Source organism: Clostridium sp. CM039 (assembly GCF_055081075.1).
The window spans coordinates 1,905,440-1,927,814 of sequence record NZ_CM143649.1; the positions used below are offsets into that span (position 1 = coordinate 1,905,440).

18 protein-coding genes are annotated in these 22,375 nt (G+C 33.6%); all 18 read right to left on the reverse strand.

Features of this window, described 5'->3' with window-relative positions; translation table 11 throughout:
• Positions 1-172: 172 nt before the first annotated feature.
• On the reverse strand, positions 173-1,969 hold the full coding sequence (locus tag ACWJJ2_RS09025; RefSeq protein ID WP_220286531.1) for an aldehyde ferredoxin oxidoreductase family protein: 1,797 nt from the start codon (positions 1,967-1,969) through the stop codon (positions 173-175).
• 31 nt (positions 1,970-2,000) lie between these two features.
• Positions 2,001-2,435, reverse strand: a complete 435-nt coding sequence (locus tag ACWJJ2_RS09030; RefSeq protein WP_165411605.1) for an MOSC domain-containing protein — start codon at positions 2,433-2,435, stop codon at positions 2,001-2,003.
• The gene (gene moaC, locus ACWJJ2_RS09035; protein ID WP_253198186.1) at positions 2,435-2,914 is read right to left on the reverse strand and encodes a cyclic pyranopterin monophosphate synthase MoaC; all 480 of its coding nucleotides are present in this window, start codon (positions 2,912-2,914) and stop codon (positions 2,435-2,437) included. Before moaC ends, ACWJJ2_RS09030 begins: the two co-directional genes overlap by 1 nt.
• 4 nt (positions 2,915-2,918) lie before the next feature.
• Positions 2,919-3,878 carry a GTP 3',8-cyclase MoaA gene (moaA, locus tag ACWJJ2_RS09040; RefSeq protein WP_462954284.1) on the reverse strand — a complete coding sequence of 320 codons (960 nt, stop codon included), beginning with the start codon at positions 3,876-3,878 and terminating at the stop codon, positions 2,919-2,921.
• An 11-nt stretch (positions 3,879-3,889) separates the two neighbouring features.
• Entirely contained in the window at positions 3,890-5,797 is a 1,908-nt protein-coding gene (locus tag ACWJJ2_RS09045) for a molybdopterin biosynthesis protein (protein ID WP_462954285.1), read from the reverse strand.
• 14 nt (positions 5,798-5,811) lie between these two features.
• Positions 5,812-7,035, reverse strand: coding sequence for a molybdopterin molybdotransferase MoeA (locus ACWJJ2_RS09050; RefSeq protein ID WP_462954286.1), 1,224 nt, complete (start codon positions 7,033-7,035; stop codon positions 5,812-5,814).
• A gap of 17 nt (positions 7,036-7,052) precedes the next feature.
• Entirely contained in the window at positions 7,053-7,544 is a 492-nt protein-coding gene (locus tag ACWJJ2_RS09055; RefSeq protein ID WP_216303157.1) for a MogA/MoaB family molybdenum cofactor biosynthesis protein, read from the reverse strand.
• Positions 7,545-8,052: 508 nt separating this feature from the next.
• On the reverse strand, positions 8,053-9,327 hold the full coding sequence (gene larA / locus ACWJJ2_RS09060) for a nickel-dependent lactate racemase (protein ID WP_216303158.1): 1,275 nt from the start codon (positions 9,325-9,327) through the stop codon (positions 8,053-8,055).
• Positions 9,328-9,339: 12 nt separating this feature from the next.
• Entirely contained in the window at positions 9,340-10,863 is a 1,524-nt protein-coding gene (locus ACWJJ2_RS09065; protein ID WP_216303159.1) for an L-lactate permease, read from the reverse strand.
• Between the two features lie 110 nt (positions 10,864-10,973).
• Positions 10,974-12,371 carry an FAD-binding oxidoreductase gene (locus ACWJJ2_RS09070; protein ID WP_216303160.1) on the reverse strand — a complete coding sequence of 466 codons (1,398 nt, stop codon included), beginning with the start codon at positions 12,369-12,371 and terminating at the stop codon, positions 10,974-10,976.
• Positions 12,372-12,460: 89 nt separating this feature from the next.
• A complete protein-coding gene (locus ACWJJ2_RS09075) occupies positions 12,461-13,669 on the reverse strand; it encodes an electron transfer flavoprotein subunit alpha (protein ID WP_216303161.1) in 1,209 nt (402 codons plus the stop codon).
• Positions 13,670-13,686: 17 nt separating this feature from the next.
• Positions 13,687-14,475, reverse strand: coding sequence for an electron transfer flavoprotein subunit beta/FixA family protein (locus tag ACWJJ2_RS09080; RefSeq protein WP_216303162.1), 789 nt, complete (start codon positions 14,473-14,475; stop codon positions 13,687-13,689).
• 216 nt (positions 14,476-14,691) lie between these two features.
• Positions 14,692-15,390 (reverse strand): FadR/GntR family transcriptional regulator, encoded by a 699-nt coding sequence (locus ACWJJ2_RS09085; RefSeq protein WP_216303163.1) that lies wholly within the window; start codon positions 15,388-15,390, stop codon positions 14,692-14,694.
• 627 nt (positions 15,391-16,017) lie between these two features.
• On the reverse strand, positions 16,018-16,773 hold the full coding sequence (locus ACWJJ2_RS09090) for a DeoR/GlpR family DNA-binding transcription regulator (RefSeq protein ID WP_216303164.1): 756 nt from the start codon (positions 16,771-16,773) through the stop codon (positions 16,018-16,020).
• A gap of 96 nt (positions 16,774-16,869) precedes the next feature.
• The gene (locus ACWJJ2_RS09095) at positions 16,870-18,465 is read right to left on the reverse strand and encodes a solute:sodium symporter family transporter (protein ID WP_216303165.1); all 1,596 of its coding nucleotides are present in this window, start codon (positions 18,463-18,465) and stop codon (positions 16,870-16,872) included.
• Between the two features lie 26 nt (positions 18,466-18,491).
• Positions 18,492-19,388, reverse strand: coding sequence for a myo-inosose-2 dehydratase (gene iolE / locus ACWJJ2_RS09100; RefSeq protein ID WP_220286536.1), 897 nt, complete (start codon positions 19,386-19,388; stop codon positions 18,492-18,494).
• A gap of 18 nt (positions 19,389-19,406) precedes the next feature.
• Entirely contained in the window at positions 19,407-20,420 is a 1,014-nt protein-coding gene (gene iolG / locus ACWJJ2_RS09105) for an inositol 2-dehydrogenase (RefSeq protein WP_216304652.1), read from the reverse strand.
• A 19-nt stretch (positions 20,421-20,439) separates the two neighbouring features.
• Entirely contained in the window at positions 20,440-22,374 is a 1,935-nt protein-coding gene (gene iolD / locus ACWJJ2_RS09110; RefSeq protein ID WP_216303447.1) for a 3D-(3,5/4)-trihydroxycyclohexane-1,2-dione acylhydrolase (decyclizing), read from the reverse strand.
• Position 22,375: the final 1 nt, after the last annotated feature.

A 22,375-nucleotide genomic window follows, 5' to 3' on the forward strand; every position in this document is an offset into this window, starting at 1 on the left:
TTCATGTATTAATTATGACTTTTATAATGCATATGACGCAATTACTGATAAGGGAATCAGTTAAATCAGAACTGATTCCCTTATCATTAGTTGCGTCATATCTAGCTTTTTTCATTGAAATACATATACCTTGTCAAATTGTCTATCGCGTCCATTTATAACTAAAATGTAACTATAGTCCCAATTCTTTTAATTTTTCTTCCGTTGGAATACCTTTTTCATTCCAGCCTCTTTCATTATAATATGATGGAAGAAGTTCAGATAATCTGTGCACATTCCCTTTTGAAGGTCCTTCTGGAATTGGCTCCTCTAGTAATCTTTTGGGTAGTGTATCCTGCGTCGCATCTATTCCAGCCTGTAAATTAAATTGTCTTTCAATGTTCCAAATTCTGTCTCCTGAATCAAGTATGGATTCTGCAGTGTGCTCTGTACCACATACTGCATTATACAAGTTAGCATAATCTTGAGCTCCCATAGCAAAAGACGTAAACAAACACAATCCAAGGGAATCTATAGATGCAGTTAAGTCTTGGAAAATCTTAACCCAAGTAGCTTTCCCTTCAAGTGAAAATCTATCCAATTTTTGTGGCAAGCCTAATATTTCTGGTGATATCATATATCCTCTAACATGGCATCCACCTCTGTTTGAAGTAGCAAATTGAAGCCCTTGCCCCATTATACCTCTTGGATCATAAGCAGGAATTTCAAGCTTTTTAACTGACATTGAAAACTCTGGTGCACCATAAGATGCGCATAGTCTGTATGAACCTTCAGACATTTTTGCTCCTAGTCCTTCAGCTTTACCTATTTTTATTGTCCAATCAACTACACCCTCTATGTTTCCAAATTCTAGAGGAGTCCCTCCAAGTTCTTCGTCTTTAATATATCCCTTTTCACGTAGTTCCATAGCCGCTGCAATAGTTGTACCTACAGAGATTGTATCCATACCATATTCATTACACCAGTAGTTCGCCTTGAAAGTTGTAACCATATCAGAAATACCACAATCTCCACTAAAAGCCCAAAGTGTTTCGTATTCAGGTCCGCCTACTTCTATACCCATATCCTCTATTTTTACATACCTGCCACAGGCAATGGGACATCTATAACAAGGGTTTTTACGAACAAGGTAATCCTTTGTCATTGCCTCTCCACTTACGTCATCAGCTTTTTCAAAGTAAGACTTTTGAAAATTATTGGTTGGATATATCCCATTTTCATTTAGTATATTTACAAGTACTGCAGTTCCGTATGTTGGGAGACCTGTGCCTGTAACCCCATTGGCTTTTATAGTCTTCAACCAAACTTTCGAAACCTCTTTTAGCGTTGTCGCATCTGCTACTTGTGGTTTTGAACTTCCTTTAACTACAATAGCTTTGAGATTTTTCGAACCCATAACAGCTCCGACACCAGAACGGGCCGCTGCTCTATCATAATCATTCATTATAGCAGCCATATTGGATAGTCCTTCTCCTGCCGGTCCAATGGTCATAACTCTTGATTTATCAGGCATTTCTTTCCTTAGAATATCTGTAGTTTCTGTAACAAGCTTTCCCCAAAGACTGCTAGCATCCTTTATTTCCACTTTATCATCTATTATAGTTAAGTAAACTGGTGCATCAGCCTTGTCCTCAAATATGATCATATCATAGCCTGTAGCTTTGAATTCAGCTCCCCAATAACCACCTGAATTTGAACAAGCAATTGTACCTGATTGTGGTGATTTTGTAACTACCATGTATCTTCCACCGGTTGGAACAGGCGTACCTGTTAATGGCCCTGTAATAATTATAAGTTTATTTTCAGGGCTTAATGGATCAACTCTCGGATCTACTTCATCCATAAATATTTTTGTTCCAAGCCCTCTACCACCAATAAATTTTTTAGCTTGCTTTAAATCAAGTACCTCAACTTTAATAGTCTTATCTTTTAAATTAATTCTTAATATTTTACCATTGTAACCGTACATTAAAATTCCCCCTTTTATTTTCTCTAAATACTTATTCCTCCACTACAATCTCATCTCCAGCCTGGATATACCCCTCCTCTAGTACCTTAGCAAATATCCCTTCTCTTGGCATTATACAGTCACCAACCAATTTCATAATTTCACAACCCTTATGACATTCCTTACCTATTTGTGTTACCTCTAAAACTACATTTCCTATTTTAAGTTTAGTTCCCACTGGCAGTTCATACAAAATTATTCCTTCGGTAGTAATATTTTCAGCAAACTTTCCTGAACATAAGCCCAGAGCTCCCTTAGCTTTCATTTTATCAATACTCTCAACACCAAGAAAACTCACCTGTCTATGCCAATTACCTGCATGTGCATCTCCCTCAAGTCCGTGATTGACTTTAAAAAAGCCTTTCTCTATAGGGTGTTTTATCACACCTTTTTTTTCACTTGTATTTATTGCAATAACCTTTGCCATTATAACGACTTCCTTTCGAATATTCCTGATTTTCCCCCGCTTTTTCTCACAAGCATAATATTATTTATAAGCATTTCCCTGTCAATTGCCTTACACATATCATAAATAGTTAATGCTGCGACAGATACCGCAGTTAGCGCTTCCATCTCAATGCCTGTCTTTCCTACAGTCCTTGTCGTTGCTTCTATTTCTATTTTAGTATTTTTAAAGTCAATTTTAAAACTTATATCACAAGCAGATATCATTATAGGATGGCACATTGGTATTATTTGCGAAGTACTTTTTGAACCCATAATTCCCCCTACTTGTGCTACAGCTAGTACGTCTCCTTTTGAAATAGACCCATCCCTTATTCTTTCAAGTGTTTCTCTTTTCATAGAAATTGACCCAACTGCTATAGCTTCCCGAACAGTGTCACACTTTTCAGATACATCAACCATTTTAGCTCTTCCTTCTTCATTTATATGCGTAAGTTCCATCACTTTATCCTCCTATCTGATACATCATCTTTTCACTTCTACTGGTTTTTTCCTCTTCAAGATGATGTTCGAGCGGTTTATTAAAAATTGCTTGTTTTAATACATTTTTAAGCATCTCTTCGTTATTTAGGTATTTCCTAATATTTATTTCTTCCTTTGAATGAAGACATGCTTTAATAGTTCCTGTAGATGTGAGCCTTATTTTATTACAATCCGCACAAAATTTACAACTTACTGGACTAATGAATCCAATTTTTCCTTTTGTCCCTTTAAGATTGTACAATTGAGCGGTGCTACTTTTAGGGGTTTCTATTTCAGTTAACTCAGGATGCAACTTTAGCATTTCCCTAAAACTTAATTTACTTTTTTCATAAAGTTTAATACCTTCACCTATTGGCATGAGTTCAATAAACCTTACTTCGATTGGCATTTCTCGAATTAAGGTTAAAAAGCCTTCAAACTCTGCATCATTAAAGCCTTTCATTAATACTGTGTTTATTTTGACCGGTTTTAACCCAAGGGTTAAACATTTATCTATACTTTCCATTACCTTATCTAGATTTCCTATTCTGGTTATACTTTTAAACTTTTCTTTATCTAAAGTATCAAGGCTAATATTTACCCTTTTAAGTCCAGCTTTTTTCAAATCTGATGCCATACCAGATAGCAAAATACCATTTGTAGTTATAGCAATATCATCTATTCCTGGCAGTTTTGAAGTTTCATATATAAGCTTGTCTAAATCTTTCATTACTAGTGGTTCCCCACCAGTGTATCTTACTTTATTAATACCTAATTTTTCTGCTGCCTTCACAATTTTTAATATCTCTTCAAAACGTAGAATATCCACATGATTCTTACTCTTAATTCCCTGCTCTGGCATGCAATATATACATCTTAAATTACATCTATCAGTTACCGATATCCTTAAATAATTGATATCTCTTCCATGACTATCCCTCATAAAACCGTCTCCTAAAGTTCAATTATTTCCCCTATTTGCGTATAATCATAGCCTCCAAGTTTATCAAGCTCACTTTTAAATTCATCTGTTTTAATTATTTTGATAAATTCCCTTATCATATCCATATCTATAAATTCCTTAGGCACAGCAAAATCATAATCCTCATCCCCAAGTTTTATAAAATCTAGACCCAAAAGCTTGGCTGCAGAATAAATTCCAAGTCCACAATCTGCATCTCCTGCTGCAACTACTGCTGCAACGGCAATATGGGTGAATTCTTCTCTTTCATATCCTGATATATTTTGTGGATTAATATGGAGCTTTTTTAAATTATAATCTAGAAATAACCTTGTACCTGAACCTCTTTGCCTATTTACAAATCTTCTACCTTTTATAACTATATCCTGTAAACATTTAATATCTAAAGGATTCCCTTTAGAAACCATAATTCCCTGAACTCTTTTAACACCTTTAATTAATACCATAGGTTTATTTGGTAAATACTTTTTAATATAAGAAATATTATAACTACCATTCTCCATATCCAATAAATGAATAGGTGCTATATGAGTTTCTGAACCTATTAATGCCATTATTCCTCCCATACTTCCAACATGAGCAGAAGAAAGAAAATACTTCCCGTTTTTTATATGAAAAAGATGCGAAGCTATATCAACTATTGGGTCATGGCTTCCAATACATACAACTGTATTTTTAATTTCTTCCTTGCTTCTTAAAAGTTTAACATTCACCGCAGTTCCTACTTCATAGCCCTCAATATTTTGTGGTATTTCTAATATACCATCTGCCCTTACTAATGACATTGTTGTTCCAGCTCCACGACCTATAGGTGTTGCAATATATTTTCCCGAAACAAATCCAATTTTAACTCTTACAAATTCTAAATATTTTAAAGTTGACATTATACGCCTAGTAAGTACAACCTCAACAGTGGTATATTCTTCTTCATTTATCCCTATATAAGCATGTACCATTTTCTTGCATATATTATCCATTACGACATAAGCAGATACTGGAAATCCAGGTATACCAATCACAGGCTTTCCCTCTATACTTCCAAGAATAACAGGTTTACCAGGCTTTATAGCTATTCCATGTACATAAACCTCACCTAATTCTTCTATTACATTACAAGTAAAATCCTCTCTACCAGCTGAAGATCCTGCATTAATAAGTATAATATCGCATTGCTGGACTGCTTTTTTTACAGCATCTTTAATACGTAAATAATCATCTTTTACTATATCAAATCTTAGGGGTATACCTCCCCATTCCTGAACTTGGGCAGAAAATACTCTTGAATTGAACTCAATTATGTCTCCAATATTAAGTTCTTCACCTGGCTCGACCATCTCAGTTCCAGTCGGAATTATTCCAACCACCGGCCTTTTATAAACATCAATATTATTTACTCCCCCAGCTATAATAGAGCCTATATCTACTGGTCTAATCATATAATTTGAAGGGATAATAAGTTGTGTTTTTACAATATCTTCCCCAATTGGTCTAATATTCTGAAAAGGGGCAGCACTTTTATAAATAGCTACTTTTCCCTTATTTAAATTTATCAAATCCTCTACCATAATTACACAATCGAATTCTTTAGGTATTGGATCTCCAGTATCCACTACTAAATAATCAATTCCTTCTCGTAGTTGGATATGACTCCGATCTGTTGCTCCATATGTTTTGGTACTTATAGTTGCAATACCATCCATAGCCGAACTATTATAAAAGGGTGAAGATATTTTCGCAAAAATTGATGAGTATGAAACTCTTCCTACAGATTCCCAAGTAACCACATTTTCCTTTTCACCTTTAATGCATAATAACTTATTAAAATATATTTTAACTGCTTCATTCAAATCAACATTTGATAGAAAGACTTCTTGAGCCAATACTCTCATCTCCTTTATAATTTATAGACTTCAACTGCTTGTCCTTCTTTTAAACCTTCCGCGTTTTTTTCTATCTTTATATACCCCCATGCCTTTGAAAATGCTGTTATAATCCCAGATTTACCAAACACCGGCTTTGCAATAACCATGCCTTCTATTGTTTCAAGCTCTACAGGTAGATATTCTTCCCGGCCTTTAGCTTTATGGTAATTTATACTCATTACTGCATTTGTTCCATAAATCTTTTCGCTTTGAAGCATTAGGCTATATATATAATTTTGAACAAGTATTTTATATATAATACAACATGCAAGTGGATGTCCTGGAAGTCCAAATATTATTTTTTCTTTGTGTTTTCCTATTATAGTTGGTTTCCCAGGCTTTACTGCTATTCCATGTACCAAGACCTCTCCATCGTCAAATGAAGCTATAACCTTTAAAGTGTGATCTTTCGTGCCAACAGAACTACCTCCTGAAATTAGTACCACATCACATTCATTAGATGCTTTTTGTGTTGCACTCTTTAACAGTTCATAATCATCCTTAATAATTCCATAGCTTACTGGCTCCATTCCATCCTCAAGAAGTAGAGACCAAATCAGGTAAGTGTTTATGTCCCTCACTTCACCCAAAGAAGGCTTTACTTCGCAGGGTACTACTTCATCACCAGTTGAAATAATACCAACCCTAGGTCTTTTATAAACCATCACCTCGGAAATTCCTATACTTGCAAGAACACCTATCTCATAAGGTCTGAGTTTACTTCCCTTTTTTATGACAATATCCTGAGTATTTATATCTTCACCAATTTGTATTACATTATCACCCATAGCCACAGGTGAATAAATAAGTATTGTATTATCATCTAGCTTATGGCTGTACTCAACCATAACAACACTATCTGCGCTTTCCGGAAGCATCCCTCCTGTAGGTACGTATAAGCACTCCCCCCCTGCAATATCCGAGGGTGGGATATTCCCCATAAATACCTCACCCTTTAGTTCAAGCATAGACGGGAGTCCTTCACTAGCTCCAAATACATCTCTTGATCTTACTGCAAAGCCATCTACTGTCGATCTCTTGAATTCTGGTATATTACATTCTGCTTTTATATCTTTAAAACTAATTCTATTAACGCTTTGCATAATGTTAATTTTTTCACATTCAATCTTATAGATAAAAGAACTATCTATTATTTGTTTAGCTTCTTTTACAGATACCACATTAAAAAATTCCATTCTCATTCTCCCTTTTGTTAACTTCTACCACACTCGCTAGCTTCCCCTGTAAGTATAGCAATTCCATGTGGAATTGCAGGTATTATAAATTGAAGATTTTCTACAGCACCTTTTGGGCTTCCTGGAAGATTAATAATTAGGGTTTTTTTGCGGATTCCTGCAATGCTTCTTGAAAGCACAGCCTTTGATGTAATCTGGATTGATTTCATCCTCATAACCTCACCAATGCCGGGTACATATTTCTCAATTACATTTCTAGTTGCCTCTGGCGTAACATCTCTTTCTGAAAACCCCGTTCCTCCATTAGTTAAAATTAAATCCACCTTAAGCTCATCACATAAATAAATCAATTCTTTTTCTATTTCCTGTTTCTCATCAGAAATTATTTTATAGAAACTTATAACAAATCCTTTACCTTCTAATTCATTTCTTATTGCAGGACCTGTCCCATCAATTCTTTCTCCCCTAGAACCTTTATCACTCATGGTTAAAATTGCAGTTTTTATCATTTTCATCACTCCTTTTCAACATCGGTCTTAACAATTTATGCTCTAGAAACTTAAGAACCTTATTTTTTTACTTAATTTTAATCTCATTATTATATTTTCAATTACTGAAGAATTCAATAAATAGGGCTTTTGAAGTATAACTAATATATCTCTTCTTATAAATTCACAAGTAAGGTATAATAAATGACAAAGTTATACTTATTGGTTATTTTTTAAATTTTGTACTTTTTTGTTTAATTATAACACTTTACTATAATACAAGTATTTTACCACATTTTTAATTTATATACTATGTGGCTACTTACGTAACAATATTAGTGACTACTCACCCCTCCTCTCTATCTTTATTTTTTTACATTTACCTAAAATTGAAAAAAAGTGGGAAACTCAAAATTCAGTTCCCCACTCCACAGTATTATTAGTCTTGAAATAAAATTATGTGAATTCTTCCACCCAATGTATTTTACCCGCCCCCAAATTATATTCAATAGTAGTATTAATTTGAATGTTATTTTACAACAACTGAAACTCCATCTGGTATTACTGTTATCGTCGCATCATCTCCCTTTATTTTAAGAGCTCTAACAAGCGCTTCTTCAAAGGTAAATGCATGCTGCATATGCATATTCTTTATCATTTCAGGGTCACACATATCTGTAACAAGAATTACGGTATGCGCATCTAGTATCCGCGCAAGAATCTGAAATTCCCATTGATCTGGTGCTGTATCATTTCTTCCTACTTTAATTACCCTATCAAGAACTTCTCTTGGGCTACTTGCATTTGCGATATTGTCATAAAATGACTGACCACCATGTCCATCATTACAAGCAGACACCATGATTATAAGTCCGCCGTCCTTACAAGTTGCTTCTGCTGCAGTCATACCTTTTACAGTCTGATATATATTTTGGTCTAGTGGATATCCTCCATTAGTTGATATTGCAATATCTGCCTTCACAGCTTTCACAGCTGCAAGTTCCATAACAAATTTACAACCTTCAACGTGGGCAAGCTCACTATCTCCTGCAAATGCATTTATAACATTCTTCTCACTGTCAATAACAACATTTAGTATAAATGCCAGTTTAGCTTGCTTAGCAGCGTATAACATATCTCTATGAATTGGATTATTTTCAATAACTCCGGACCGTGCGTACTCACTTGCTATAAATTCAGAACAATGATTTGCCATAACTGTCTTTGCTGATGCCACTCCGGGGAGAACACTCTTGCGTCCTCCAGAAAAACCTGCAAAGAAGTGTGGTTCTATAAATCCTTCTGAAATTAAAAGTTCAGCTTCCATCGCTATCTTATTAAGCAATAGTTCTCCACCTGAGGGAAGAGTTCCGACGCGTACCATATCGCCATAATCCTCTGATACATGATTTATTATAACTTCATTATCTACTATTTCCTGACCAAACTTATCAATCATTTCTTCTCTTGTAGTAGGTCTATGGAAACCAGTAGCAATTAATATTGTTATTTCAATTTTAGGGTTCGATGATCTTATTCTTTCAAGTAGTATTGGCAGTGTTACTTTACTTGGTACAGGTCTTGTATGGTCACTAGTTATTAATACTAAGTTTTTCTTCCCCTTAACTAGCTCTTCTAGTTTTGCACTTCCAATAGGGTTATCAAGTGCTTTTTTTACAATTTCCTGCTGAGTACTTTCAACTTTGTATGCATGAGCTTTTGATTCTAATATTGCTACCAAATTTTTATCTGGAATTTCAATTTCCAAAAACTGTTTTGAATATGGTATTTTTACTTTAGTCATATATATTCCTCCCTACATTATAAAATATTTTGCTCCAAAGTACGTAATTAATCCTAATATTGCTACATATGCAAGGCAAAATTTTAAAGTTGCCTTTAATATCTTACCTTCAGCTCCTACAAGTCCAGTGGCTGCTGTGGCAACTGCAATACTTTGAGGAGAAATCATTTTACCTGCAGTGGCACCACCAGTATTAGCAGCTGCTAACCAATAAGGACTCATATGTAAATTTTTTGCAACTTCAACTTGAAGTGGTCCGAACAATACATTTGCAGAGGTATCACTCCCAGTTACAAAAGTACCTAAAGCACCTATGATTGGGGCAAACAATGGATAAAAGCTTCCTGTTGCTGCAACTAAAACCACGGCAATAGATGTTATCATTCCGCTATGACTCATTACCTTTGCAAGAGAGACTATTGCAAGTATTGTAATTGCAGTTTTACTCATTTGTTTGCAAGTATCAATAAATACTTTTACTATTTCTTTAAACTTAGCTCCCTGAATAAGTCCCCCTATAAATGTGGCAAGAATTATAAGTGTCCCTGGATTAGCAATCCATATAAAAGAACTAATTTTTGCATCTGGGCCATTATATATTTGAACAGATGTTTGTATAGATGATAATGGTTTATTGATTGCTGGTATAAGAGAACTTGTTATTAATATAAAAGTCAGAACTAAGATAAATGGCACCCATGCCAATAACCCTTGTTTTGCGGATATACTAACTTTATCTTTAGATGCAGTATTTTTATAGAATATTTTAGTTATTGCAACTGTTACAATAATACATATTATTGAACCAATTAGTGCTGGAAGTTCAGGACCCATATATTTTGCAACTAGAAGTTCTGGTATTGCAAAAGCTAGTCCTGACGCAATACAAATAAGCACAACTCCCTTTATTGCCTTTACACTTTTACCTGTTAGCATTACTAATATTAATGGTAAAACTGCAATTAATACAAATAATTGAATTGCAACTGCATAGCTTAAAGTAACAGGATCAATTGCTGCAACCTTTGCTAAGGTTGTTACAGGTAGACCTATTGCTCCAAAAGCTGTTGGTGTTGTATTTGCAATAAGACATATTATTGCTGCAAATACAGGATTAAAGCCAAGTGCGGCTAAAATACTGGCAGGTATTGCAACTGCCGTACCAAAACCTGCAATTGCTTCAAGAAATCCACCAAAACCCCAAGCAATAATTAAAACTAAAATTCTCTTATCAGTTGTGATTCCTGTCATCATATCCTTTATTACGTCCATACTTTTTGTATGAATAGAAAGATTGTAGGTAAACACTGCTGCAATTATTACAACAATTATTGGCCATATTGCCATTGCTGCACCCTCAAGTGTCGCTGTGAGAGCTTGACTAATTGGCATCTTCCAAACTAGGATTGCAAGTATTATTGTAATTACGAGTGTGATTGAACAAGTTTTATGTCCTGGCATTTTTAAAACACCGAGCGAAACCATGAGCCATACAATGGGGATAAGTGCTATGAAAAATAATAAATAATTATTCATCTTTTATTCCCTCCTCTATTAATAATACTAGTCACAATACTGAAATCGACTACATCAAAGTATTATTATATCGCCAACATCTTTAAAAGACATTGGCGATATCATTTTTTCTATTCACAAACCTTTCCTGGATTTAATATATTATTAGGATCAAATGCCAATTTTATATTTTTCATAAGTCCTACATATACAGGGCCAAATTGTTCAAGCATATATGCTTTCTTAGCAAATCCAATTCCATGTTCTCCAGATACTAAACCCTTGAGCTCCCTTGATTTTTCATACATTGCTTCAAATACTTCTTCAATCTTCACTGACCATTCTTTATCTGTAAGCTCATCCTTTAATACATACACATGTAAATTACCATCACCTGCATGACCAAAGCTTCTTATTCTCACATCAAATTCTTTTTGAAGTTCATTAGTATACTTAATGAACTGCGCAACTTTATTTCTTGGAACAACAACGTCACATTCATCCATATCAGTTGTCGTTGCTTTAACAGCTTCAAGGAAAGCTCCTCTTGCAGACCAAACAGCTTCTTTTCTTTCATCTGTATCAGTTATAAATACATCAAGAGCACCTTCTTCAAGGCAAATGTTAGCTACACTTTCATAAGCTCTTTCTATTTCTTCTATGCTATTACCATCAAAAGTTAGTAAAAGATATGCATCTGACGAATTATCCGGGAATTTTTTTCCTAGGAATTCTTCAGCAGCAATAATAACTTCTCTTTGCATAAATTCTATAGCAGTTGGTACAGATTTTGATTTAACTATCAAAGGTACTGTTCCTATTGCCATATCAAGATTTGGAAAAGGTATTAAGAGCGATACAGCTTTCTTAGGTAGTGGTATAAGTTTTAATATAATTTTTGTGATTATTCCAAGGGTTCCTTCCGATCCACATATTAAATCTTTTATGCTGTATCCAGTAGAATTCTTAACTACTTTCCCTCCAACATCAAGTATTTCTCCGCTTGGAAGCACTACTTCAAGGCCTCTTATATAATCTCTAGTAACTCCGTACTTAACAGCTCTCATTCCACCTGCATTTGTATTGATATTACCAGCAATTGTAGCCGATTTTTCACCTGGATCTGGTGGATAAAATAAATCAAACTCTTCAACGTATTTGCTTATTTCCATTAAAAGTACGCCTGGTTCAAGAGTTAATGTTAAGTTTTCTTCATCAATCTCAAGTATTTTGTTCATTCTGGACATATTTATCATAATTCCACCGTGAATTGGAACTGATGCTCCAACTAGTCCTGTTCCAGAACCTCTTGCTACAACAGGAATCATGTTTTCATTTGCATATTTCATAATCTTTGATACTTCGCTTGCTTCAAGAACCTCAACTAATACGTCGGGCATCTTGCTTATTCCACCCATCTCATCATGGCTGAAATCATCATTTATTGCTTCTCCAGTAAACACCCTATCTTTATCTAATATTGACACTAAAAACTCTATATCCTTAGCATCAAGTTTTTTGTAATCCATAAAATTACCTCCTCGATTCTGAATTTAGTGTTTAAACTTAGTTAGTTTAAACACTAACTTGCCTATTATCTATAACTCCAGTTTAAAAGTTAACGTATACAATACTCAGCTCCTGAATTTTTAATATTTTCAATCAATTGAGGAACTATTTCATAAATATCTCCTACTATCCCATAATGAGCTACATTGAATATAGAAGCATTTTCATCTTTATTTATTGCAAATATACGCTCTGAACTATTCATACCAGCTGTAAACTGAACTGCACCAGAAATTCCAAGAGCTATTATTAGCTTTGGTTTAACTGTTCTACCAGAAAGACCAATTTGTTTCTTAGCATTAATCCAACCTGCTTCAATTGTTGGTCTTGTCCCAGCTATTTGAGCACCAAGAATGTCTGCTAATTCTTGAATCATAACCATATCCTTCTCTGATTTTAACGCCCTACCAACTGCAATGATTACTTCTGCATCTGAAATATTTTCTTCAACTTCTTTCTTTGTAACCTTTAATACTTCAATATTCGAATCGAGTTTTGCTCTATCCATTTCACAGATTGTAATCTTACCTTTTGCATCGCACTGTTTTTCAGGTGCATTCATAACCTTATATCTTACTGTTGACATCTGTGGTCTATTATTAGGACATACAATTTGAGCCATAATGTTACCACCAAAAGCAGGTCTTATCTGTACAAGGTCTGTATTTTCTTTCATTTTAAGTATTGTACAATCAGCTGTGAGTCCAGTTCTAAACCTTGCGGCTACCCTTGGGGCAAGAGATCTACCAATTGTTGTAGCACCAACCAATAATGATGATGGCTTTACCTTGTTTACAAAGTCTTCAAATGCAGCTGTATAAGGTTCTATTCTAAACTCTTCAAATTCTTTATAATCGTATACAAAGACCTCATCAACTCCATAATGAAGCAATTCTTTAGCCTTTTCCTTTATGTTATAACCAATAAATACACAATATACTGGGAAATTAACAACTGCCGCAAGCTCCCTAGCTTTTCCGATAAGCTCCATTGTTACAGGATGTATAACTCCTTCTACATGGTCAACATATACTCCTATACCCTTCCATAAACTTTTATCAACTTGCACGGCCTCTGTTTCAATAAATTCCATTACACCTGTTGGACCTTTTTTAACGCAAATCTTACACATTTTACATCCTGCATTAACTTCAATTTTACCATCTATGTATTCAATAGCACCAAAAGGGCAAACCTTTATTAATTCTTGAATATTTGAATCGTTTACTTTCTCTTGGTTACAAATTAACTTACTCATGAAAATTCCACCCTTCTCTATACAAATTTTAATTCTTTAAGTTTTGCAGCTATTTTTAAACTAAGCTCTGCACCATTGCCTGTCCATGTTTCTCTATCATTATTTACATCTGGTGGAAATATTCTTTCTACCTGAGTTGGTGAACCATTAAGTCCATATTTCTTTTCATCTTTATCTTCAAAATCGTTTAGTGTTATCATTTTTATTTCTCTATCTTTTGTAGCTAATTTTTTCCTATAAGATGGAAGTCTTGGTTGAAATATATCTTTATCTACAGTTAAAAGACATGGAAATTGAATCTCTGCTACTTCAACAGTATTTGCCATATCCATTTCTACAATAATTGATTTTTCTTTTATTTCTATTATTTTTAAAACGTTTGCAATGTGAGGAATATTAAGATATTCAGCCATTTCTGGTCCTACTTGAGCAGTGTCTCCGTCTGTTGTCTGCTTTCCACATAATATGAGATCAAATTCTCCCATTTTCCTTACACCTTGTGAAAGTGTATAAGCTGTAGCAAGAACATCTGCTCCGGCAAACTTTCTATCAGATACAAGTGCTCCTTCATCTGCTCCCATCATATATGCTTCGCGAATTACATCATTTGCTTGTGGTGGTCCCATAGTTATAACCTTAATTACCCCACCTTTTTCTTCCTTTATTCTAAGTGCTGTTTCTAATGCATATAAATCATAAGGATTCATTTTTGAATCTACACCATCTCTTTTTAAAACACCTGTAACTGGATCTACTTCAACTTTTGAAGTTCCTGGAACTTGCTTTATACAAACTAAAATTTCCATATGTGCTCCTCCATTCTTTTTATAGAAAATCTAAAACTCATTAATGGTAAGATGGTCTGACCATCTTTTAAATCATAATAACACACTATTGAAAATATTTCTACTATTATTAATTAATTAATTAACAATATTTATTTTATTTAAAAATTTAAAAGCGAGGGTAATATTTGTTATTACTCTCACTTTTTGCTTTGGACAAAATTATATGTTTTGAAATCATTTTATTTTACTCATATACCTATTTGCAAAATCTAAATGTTCCCGCATTGCTTTTCTAGCATCAGCTGAGCTATGTTTTTCCATAGATAAATATATCTCATTGTGCTGAGAAAAAAGTATTTCTTTATTTTCTGGGTCAACTAATATTAATTTTCTTGCATCCTTAATAAAATGATCTACAAGCGTTGAAACTGTTTTAAGAATGTTAAATACTAAAACATTGCCCGAACACTCAGCAATCTTATAATGAAACTCTTTATCAATTTCAACATTAGTATTCTCGTCCGCACAATTCATAAATCTTTGAGTAAGCTCTTTTAACTCTTTTAGTTGTTCACTGGTTATCCTATTCGCAGCAAGGCCTGAAGCCTCAACCTCCACAATCTTTCTAAGCTCCCATATCTCTTCTGGATTGCTTCCCTCTAACATAAACATAATTGATAGCGGTTCAAATAATTTATCTTGAAAATTTGCTTTTATATAACTACCTTCTCCTTGTCTGCACTCTATAAGTCCAATGACTTCTAATGTTCTAAGCGCTTCACGGATAGAAGCCCTGCTTACCTTTAATTGCTCCACTAAATTCCTCTCTGAAGGAAGTTTGTCACCCTTTTTAAGCGTACCTTTATCAATCATATTTTTTATTTGATCTATTACCTGTTCATAAACTTTTGTGTTTTTTATTGGACTAAACATTTTGTTCCCCCTGTATATTTCTGCAAATAGTTAAATATAAATTTTACATTTTTATCTATTACGCTTCTTCTAATATTCAAAACCCGCACAATACATTTTATTCAAATTCCACATAATATATACATTATAACATAATATATGTATTGCAACGTAATAATTATAGTTTCATAATACTTCAAAAAATTTCTTAATAACTATATATAATTGTGGATTGGCATAATAAACATCATCAGAGTGGATTAAAAAACCGACAAGACTCATACAGTCTTATCGGTTAAATCATCACCTTCGTAGCTGCTCATCATCTTGGACGCTGCAAAATTAATCTTACAGTTTAAATTTTGAACCATGCTATTCAGTTTTCCCGCTAATTTGGATTGATTTTTATAAGCAAAGCCTTCTCACATAAATTTTTAATGCGATAGCCTTTAATTTCAGTATTTATGGTTGAAAAATAGAAGGACATCCCCTTATTTGGCATAATTGAATGACAACAAACAAAAACCAAAAGGGATGTTCTTTATGAATATAATTATAACAAAAAATTATACTGAAAAACAGTTTAATTTGATAAATTTTTTATTATTTTTATTATAATCCTCAATAATTAAAAATGCCCTTGAACCATTATTCAGAGAAAATAAAATTAATTTTATTTTCTTCAAAAAATTCTATATATTTTTCAGATGGTTTTCTATCTGTTATAAGATAATCTATATCTGTTAATTGACAATAAGTCATAAGTGATGAAACTTCAAATTTAGACGAATCTGCTAACAAATACAACTCATTACTCTTTTCTACTATAATTTTTTTAATTTTATATTCTAATGGTGAAGAATTTGTGGCTCCATTAGATATAGAAATACCTGAAGCAGCCATAAATGCTTTATTTATATTATAATCTTTGAATATTGTAAGAGTATTTATCACCTCAAAAGAATTTGTTTTTCTTATTAACCTTCCTCCCGTACAAATAACATTTAAATTTGGAAAAGGGAGTGCGATTATTATAACATTCAAACTATTCGTCAGTATAGTTACATCATTTTTGTTTTTTAAGAAGTCTATCATATTAATTGTTGTTGTCCCAGAATCAATGAATATTACATCTCCATCATTTACAAATTCAGATGCAACCTTAGCTATTGCCATTTTTTCATAATTATTTTTAATGTTTCTTTCTTCGAAAGGAATTATTTCTTTAATAATAGCTGTTACTCCTCCATAAACTTTTTTTACACTCCCTTTTTTTACAAGTTCATTTATATATCGGCGAATTGTATTTTTAGAGATTTTAAAAATATCGCATAATGAATCTAAAGTGACTGATTCATTTCTTAATATATATTCCTCAATTTCTTTGATTCTATTAATTTTCATAATCAATTATCCTTTCGCACATGATTTTTCTAGGCGATAGATTGTAATTTCAGTATTTATAGCAAAAACCCATAAGAACATTCTCTTATTTCTTTTTTATCTAGCAAGTCCTAGTGGTGAAAATAATATATACATTCCGATCATACAAATTACAACAGCTATTCCAATACACTTTCCATATTTCCAAGGTGTTAAATCAACTTTACTTTCATCATCTTGAATTTTGAATGGTATTTCCATCGGTTTTAATTTACCAATTAATAACATTATTAAAATATCCAAGAAAAATAAACCACTCAATACGTATAAAAAATTAACATCAGCAAATAAAAATTTAGAAATCGTATAGGCTATAATATGAAAAATCATTGTTACTTTTGCGGCTAAGGCAGGAACACGTTTTGTATAGAAACCAAGCAGAATAATTGCTAGTAATGGCATATTATAAAAGCCATTGTATTCTTGAAGGAAAGTATACAAACCTGCTGGTGCATAAGCAATAAAAGGGGCTACAACTATTGAAACTATTGCTACAAATGCTGTCACTATTTTTCCAACCTTAACAACTTCTTTGTCAGAAGCTTTAGGACGAATTATTGGTTTATAAAAGTCTAATGCGAATAGGGTTGAAGTACTATTTAAAGCTCCTGCGAAAGAACTTAAAATAGCTCCAAAAATTACTGCTCCGAAAATACCATAAGCCCATGTTGGAAGTACTGCCGTGACTAAAGATGGGTACGCATCATCAGCTACTTTTAGTGTCTTTCCAAACATATTATATGCAATAATCCCCGGAAAAACTAAAAATAAAGCTCCAAAAATTTTAAAAAAGCCTACATATAAAGCACCCTTTTGTGCTTCTTTGAGATTCTTTCCAGCTAATGCTTTTTGAACAATCATTTGATTAGTACACCAATAAAATAGATTATTGAAAAACATCCCGAGGAACAATGTCGGCCAAGGAATCAATTTTGAATCAAGTGCTCCGATAGCATTTAATTTGTCTGGAGTTCGCTGGATTATTAATTGAATTCCTCCAGTGAAACTACCGTTACCGAGCAAGATTAATCCTAAAATTGGAATTGAAATACCTCCAACAATTAAACCAACACCATAAATCGTATCACTAAAGGCACTTAAAGAAATTCCTCCAATCAACACATACAAGAGTCCAACCAAGCCAATAAATGCTGCTACAATTATAATTGCAACTTGGCCATTTACATTTAATAACTTATCTATATGGAAAAGTTTATTAAAAACTAACGCTCCTGAAAACAATACGACCGGTAAAAAAGTAACTGTATAACTTACTAGAAACAAAAATGATATAATTCTTTTAGTCGTTGTATCATAACGAATTTCAATAAAATCAGAAATAGTACTAATTCCATGTTTTAAGTATTTAGGTAAGAAAACAAACGCCAGTAGCACACAAGCAAAAGCAGCTGTAACCTCCCAAGCCATTACCTCCATTCCAGCTACGTAACTTTGGCCATTTTGTCCAACAATTTGCTCTGTAGATAGATTCGTCATTAGAATTGTTCCAGCAATTGTTATTCCTGTTAGGCTTCGTCCTCCAAGGAAATAACCATCCGCATCATCTTTGTTAATTAATTGTGATTTTTTCCAAGCAATAAACCATACAGTTGCAACGATAGCCATAAATGTAATTCCTGAAAAGAGATTCATTAAGTCACCCCCTTTTTGTAATAGGATTATGCTCCGCATATATCTTTAATATATTTTCTTGCTTTTACTGCATATTCAAATGGATTTGCCTTTGCTGGGTCTTGCTCTGCTTCCACCAATAGCCAACCCTCATAATTATTGTCTGCTAAAATTTTGAATATTGGCTTAAAATCAATGCTTCCATCACCTGGCACTGTAAAAGCTCCTAATCGAACTCCTTTTAAGAAACTAAGTTTTTCATCTTTAACCTTTTTTACTATTTCCGGTCTAATATCTTTTAAATGAACATGCTTGATTCTATTTATATATTTTTTAAGTATTGCTATATGATCCTCACCTGAATATACTAAATGACCTGAATCAAATAACAAGTAAACTAAATTTTCATAAGTAATACTCATAAGCTTATCTATCTCTTTTGTTGTTTGTACTCCTGTTCCCATATGATGATGGTAAACCATTTTCATTCCCTTATCTTGAGCTAACTTTCCTAGCTTGTTTAATCCATTTCCAAGCAGCTTCCATTCTTCCTCATTAAAATGGTACTTCCCATCAAACACTGGAGTATCTAGTTCACCTTGTACGCTATGTCCTTGCTCAGCTACAACGATTACATCAGCCCCAAGATCATGTAGAAAATCTCTATGCTTAACAAATTCTGCCTCAGTTTCTTCATATGGTTTCGTAGTTAAGAACGAACTAAACCAAGCACTTGCAATTTCCAACCCTCTAAGCTCTAAAGCCTTTTTTAAAACTTTAACATCCTTTGGATACTTATTTCCGACCTCTGTTCCTTGGAAACCGGCTAATGCGGCTTCACTCAAGCACTGATCAAAAGTATTTTCTTTTCCTAAATCTGGCATATCATCATTTGTCCATGCAATTGGAGCAATACCTAATTTGACCTTTTTACTATTTAACATAATTAACACCCCTCATAATTAAAATTTAATTTCAGATAATTTAACTGGTCTGTTCTCATGTAATGATTTTGTAGCAGCTTCACCAATTAATACAGCTTGTAACCCATCTTCACCATCTACAGGTGTATCTGTATTATTTACAATTGCGTCAATAAATTCTGTTACTTCCTGCGCATAAGCCTGCATATATCTTTCTAGGAAGAAGAATAATGGTTTTTCTCCTGTAACACCATTTTCATTTGATATTACTGCCGATGAAGTGCTATCATTTGCTATTGAAACCTGACCTAATGATCCAAACACTTCAGCCCTTTGATCATATCCATAAGCTGACTGCCTTGAGTTATCAATTACTGCTAAAGTTCCGTTTTGCATCTTTAATGTTATAATAGCTGTATCAATGTCCCCAGCTTCGCCTATAGCGTTGTCTATCAATACATTACCGAGTGCATAAACTTCTTCAACTTCACTATCTAAAAGATATCTAGCCATATCAAAATCATGAATTGTCATATCTAAGAACATGCCACCAGAAATCTTCACATAATCTATTGAAGGTGGCTCAGGATCTCTTGAAGTTATTTTCAAAATATGAGGTTCTCCAATTTTTCCACTAGCAACCGCATTCTTAATTGATTTAAAGTTGTGGTCAAATCTTCTATTAAACCCTACTTGATACTTAACCTTAGATTTACCTAATTCATTAATGACTTCTTTTATTCTAGTTAAATCATGATCAATTGGTTTTTCACAGAAAACATGCTTTCCTGCTCTTATTGCTTCTATTGAGATTGGTGAGTGTGTATCTGTTGAGGAGCAAATTAATACTGCATCAATTTCTGGATCTTCTAATATTTTTTTATAGTCAGTATATACCTCAAGTATTCCCTTACTCTTTGCCCATTCTCTTGTAGCATCGTTTAAGTATGCATCAGCAATTGATTTAATTTCAGCATTTTTAACATATTTTGATATACTTTCTCCATGTACCTTCCCAATTCTTCCTACACCAATAATTCCAACCTTTAACATAATAACATCTCTCCCCGTTTTAATATTTTCTTACATTTGTAAGATTATCTGTTTTGTTAATGTACGCATTTTTTATTGAATCTTTATCAGAAACCTCAGCAACTCCTACATGCCACCAAGACTCATAACCGTTTGTCATTGTTTTTGGAAGTGTTTTTATATCTATTAAAGTAGATCTAGTTTGTTTTTTTGCATCTACTAGCGCTTCTTTAAGCTCTTCTATTGTTTTGACTGTATAGCTTTTTACTCCATACCCTTGTGCACATTTTGCAAAATCTATTGGAATCAATCCACCATTAAGCTTGCCGCTTTTTTCATTTCTATATCTAAACTCTGTTCCAAAACTGCCCATTCCATTTCCCATTTCTAGATTGTTAATGCAACCAAATCCGCTGTTATCGAATAGTAATACATTTATCTTCTTGTTTTCTTGAATAGACGTTATTAATTCCGAATGAAGCATTAAGTAACTTCCATCACCAACAAATGCATATACTTCTTTATTAGGTTCTGCAAGCTTCACTCCTAAAGCTCCTGATATTTCGTATCCCATACATGAATAACCATATTCCATGTGGTAGCTATACTTATCTCTTGAAGTCCATAACTTTTGTAAATCGCCTGGTAAACTTCCTGCAGCACCCACTACAACATAATCTTTTTTAAGAAAATTATTAATTTCACCTATAACTGTGGTTTGTGGAAGAGCTTCTCCGCAAAGTTCATAAAATTCTCTTAAGCTTGCTTCATTTTGTCCTAGCATTTCAGGTTTGAAATTATCTTCACTATATTTTATACTATATAATCTCTCAATTTCTTTTCCCCATTTATTTTTGGCATCAGAAATCTCCTTGTTATACTCGCTTTTATATCCTTTTTCAATAAGCTTATATCTAAGTTGTTCTAAATTAACCAATACATCCCCGACCACTTTAGTAGCATCCATTTTAGTTGCATTATATCTAGATGTATTTATTGTCAAGAATTCAACTTCATCATTCTTAAACAATCCTTTAGAAGCTGTTGTAAAATCTGTAAATCTTGTTCCAAGTCCTATTATGAGGTCTGCATCTTTAGCTATAAGATTTGCAGCAAGGGTACCTGTAACTCCAATACCTCCTAGATTCAGATAATGGGTTGATTCTACTGCACTTTTTCCTGCCTGCGTTTCTGCAATAGGTATATTAAATTCCTGCGCAAATTTCTTTAGTTCTTCACCTGCTTCTGAATATTTGGCTCCTCCGCCACAAATGATTAATGGTTTTTTCTTTCTAGCTATTAAACTTATAGCATCTTCTAGTTCTAAATCCGTAGCTTTTCTTCTTTCAATTCTATGCACTCTCTTCTTGAAAAAATATTCTGGATAATCGTAAGCCTCTCCTTGAACATCCTGTGGCAGTGCAATACATACTGCGCCAGTATCTCCCTCATCTGTTAATACTCTCATTGCATTTATCATAGCTGACATCAATTGTTCTGGTCTGCTCACTCTATCCCAATATTTACTTACAGGTTTAAAAGCATCATTTGTAGTAATTGAAGCATCATAATCTTGTTCGACTTGTTGAAGTACAGGATCTGGCTGCCTTGTAGCAAATGTATCACCTGGAAATAATAATACAGGTATATTATTTGCTGTTGCTGTTGCGGCAGCAGTTACCATATTAGCAGATCCAGGACCTACCGATGATGTACATGCATATATTTTTTTCCTTCTTTTTTGCTTAGCGAAAGCCACAGCTGCTTGGGCCATGCCTTGTTCATTTCTACCTTGACGTACTATTAATTTGCCAGGATCTTGTTCTAATGCTTGACCAAGACCTAATACATTTCCATGTCCGAATATTGCGAAAATTCCTTCGATGAATCTTTCTTCTTTGCCATCAAAACTTACAAACTGGTTATTTAAAAATTTAACCACTGCTTGTGCAGTAGTCAGTCTAATTGTACCCATC

Excerpts from the sequence above, each read along its gene's own strand:
- ACWJJ2_RS09085 (WP_216303163.1), bottom strand. The coding sequence starts at position 15,390 with ATGTTTAGTCCAATAAAAAACACAAAAGTTTATGAACAGGTAATAGAT.
- ACWJJ2_RS09075 (WP_216303161.1), bottom strand. The coding sequence starts at position 13,669 with ATGAGTAAGTTAATTTGTAACCAAGAGAAAGTAAACGATTCAAATATT.
- moaC (WP_253198186.1), bottom strand. The coding sequence starts at position 2,914 with ATGGAACTTACGCATATAAATGAAGAAGGAAGAGCTAAAATGGTTGAT.
- moaA (WP_462954284.1), bottom strand. The coding sequence starts at position 3,878 with ATGAGGGATAGTCATGGAAGAGATATCAATTATTTAAGGATATCGGTA.
- ACWJJ2_RS09030 (WP_165411605.1), bottom strand. The coding sequence starts at position 2,435 with ATGGCAAAGGTTATTGCAATAAATACAAGTGAAAAAAAAGGTGTGATA.
- larA (WP_216303158.1), bottom strand. The coding sequence starts at position 9,327 with ATGACTAAAGTAAAAATACCATATTCAAAACAGTTTTTGGAAATTGAA.
- iolD (WP_216303447.1), bottom strand. The coding sequence starts at position 22,374 with ATGGGTACAATTAGACTGACTACTGCACAAGCAGTGGTTAAATTTTTA.
- ACWJJ2_RS09055 (WP_216303157.1), bottom strand. The coding sequence starts at position 7,544 with ATGATAAAAACTGCAATTTTAACCATGAGTGATAAAGGTTCTAGGGGA.
- ACWJJ2_RS09050 (WP_462954286.1), bottom strand. The coding sequence starts at position 7,035 with ATGGAATTTTTTAATGTGGTATCTGTAAAAGAAGCTAAACAAATAATA.
- ACWJJ2_RS09025 (WP_220286531.1), bottom strand. The coding sequence starts at position 1,969 with ATGTACGGTTACAATGGTAAAATATTAAGAATTAATTTAAAAGATAAG.
- ACWJJ2_RS09070 (WP_216303160.1), bottom strand. The coding sequence starts at position 12,371 with ATGGATTACAAAAAACTTGATGCTAAGGATATAGAGTTTTTAGTGTCA.
- ACWJJ2_RS09090 (WP_216303164.1), bottom strand. The coding sequence starts at position 16,773 with ATGAAAATTAATAGAATCAAAGAAATTGAGGAATATATATTAAGAAAT.
- iolE (WP_220286536.1), bottom strand. The coding sequence starts at position 19,388 with ATGTTAAATAGTAAAAAGGTCAAATTAGGTATTGCTCCAATTGCATGG.
- ACWJJ2_RS09080 (WP_216303162.1), bottom strand. The coding sequence starts at position 14,475 with ATGGAAATTTTAGTTTGTATAAAGCAAGTTCCAGGAACTTCAAAAGTT.
- ACWJJ2_RS09095 (WP_216303165.1), bottom strand. The coding sequence starts at position 18,465 with ATGAATCTCTTTTCAGGAATTACATTTATGGCTATCGTTGCAACTGTA.
- iolG (WP_216304652.1), bottom strand. The coding sequence starts at position 20,420 with ATGTTAAAGGTTGGAATTATTGGTGTAGGAAGAATTGGGAAGGTACAT.
- ACWJJ2_RS09065 (WP_216303159.1), bottom strand. The coding sequence starts at position 10,863 with ATGAATAATTATTTATTATTTTTCATAGCACTTATCCCCATTGTATGG.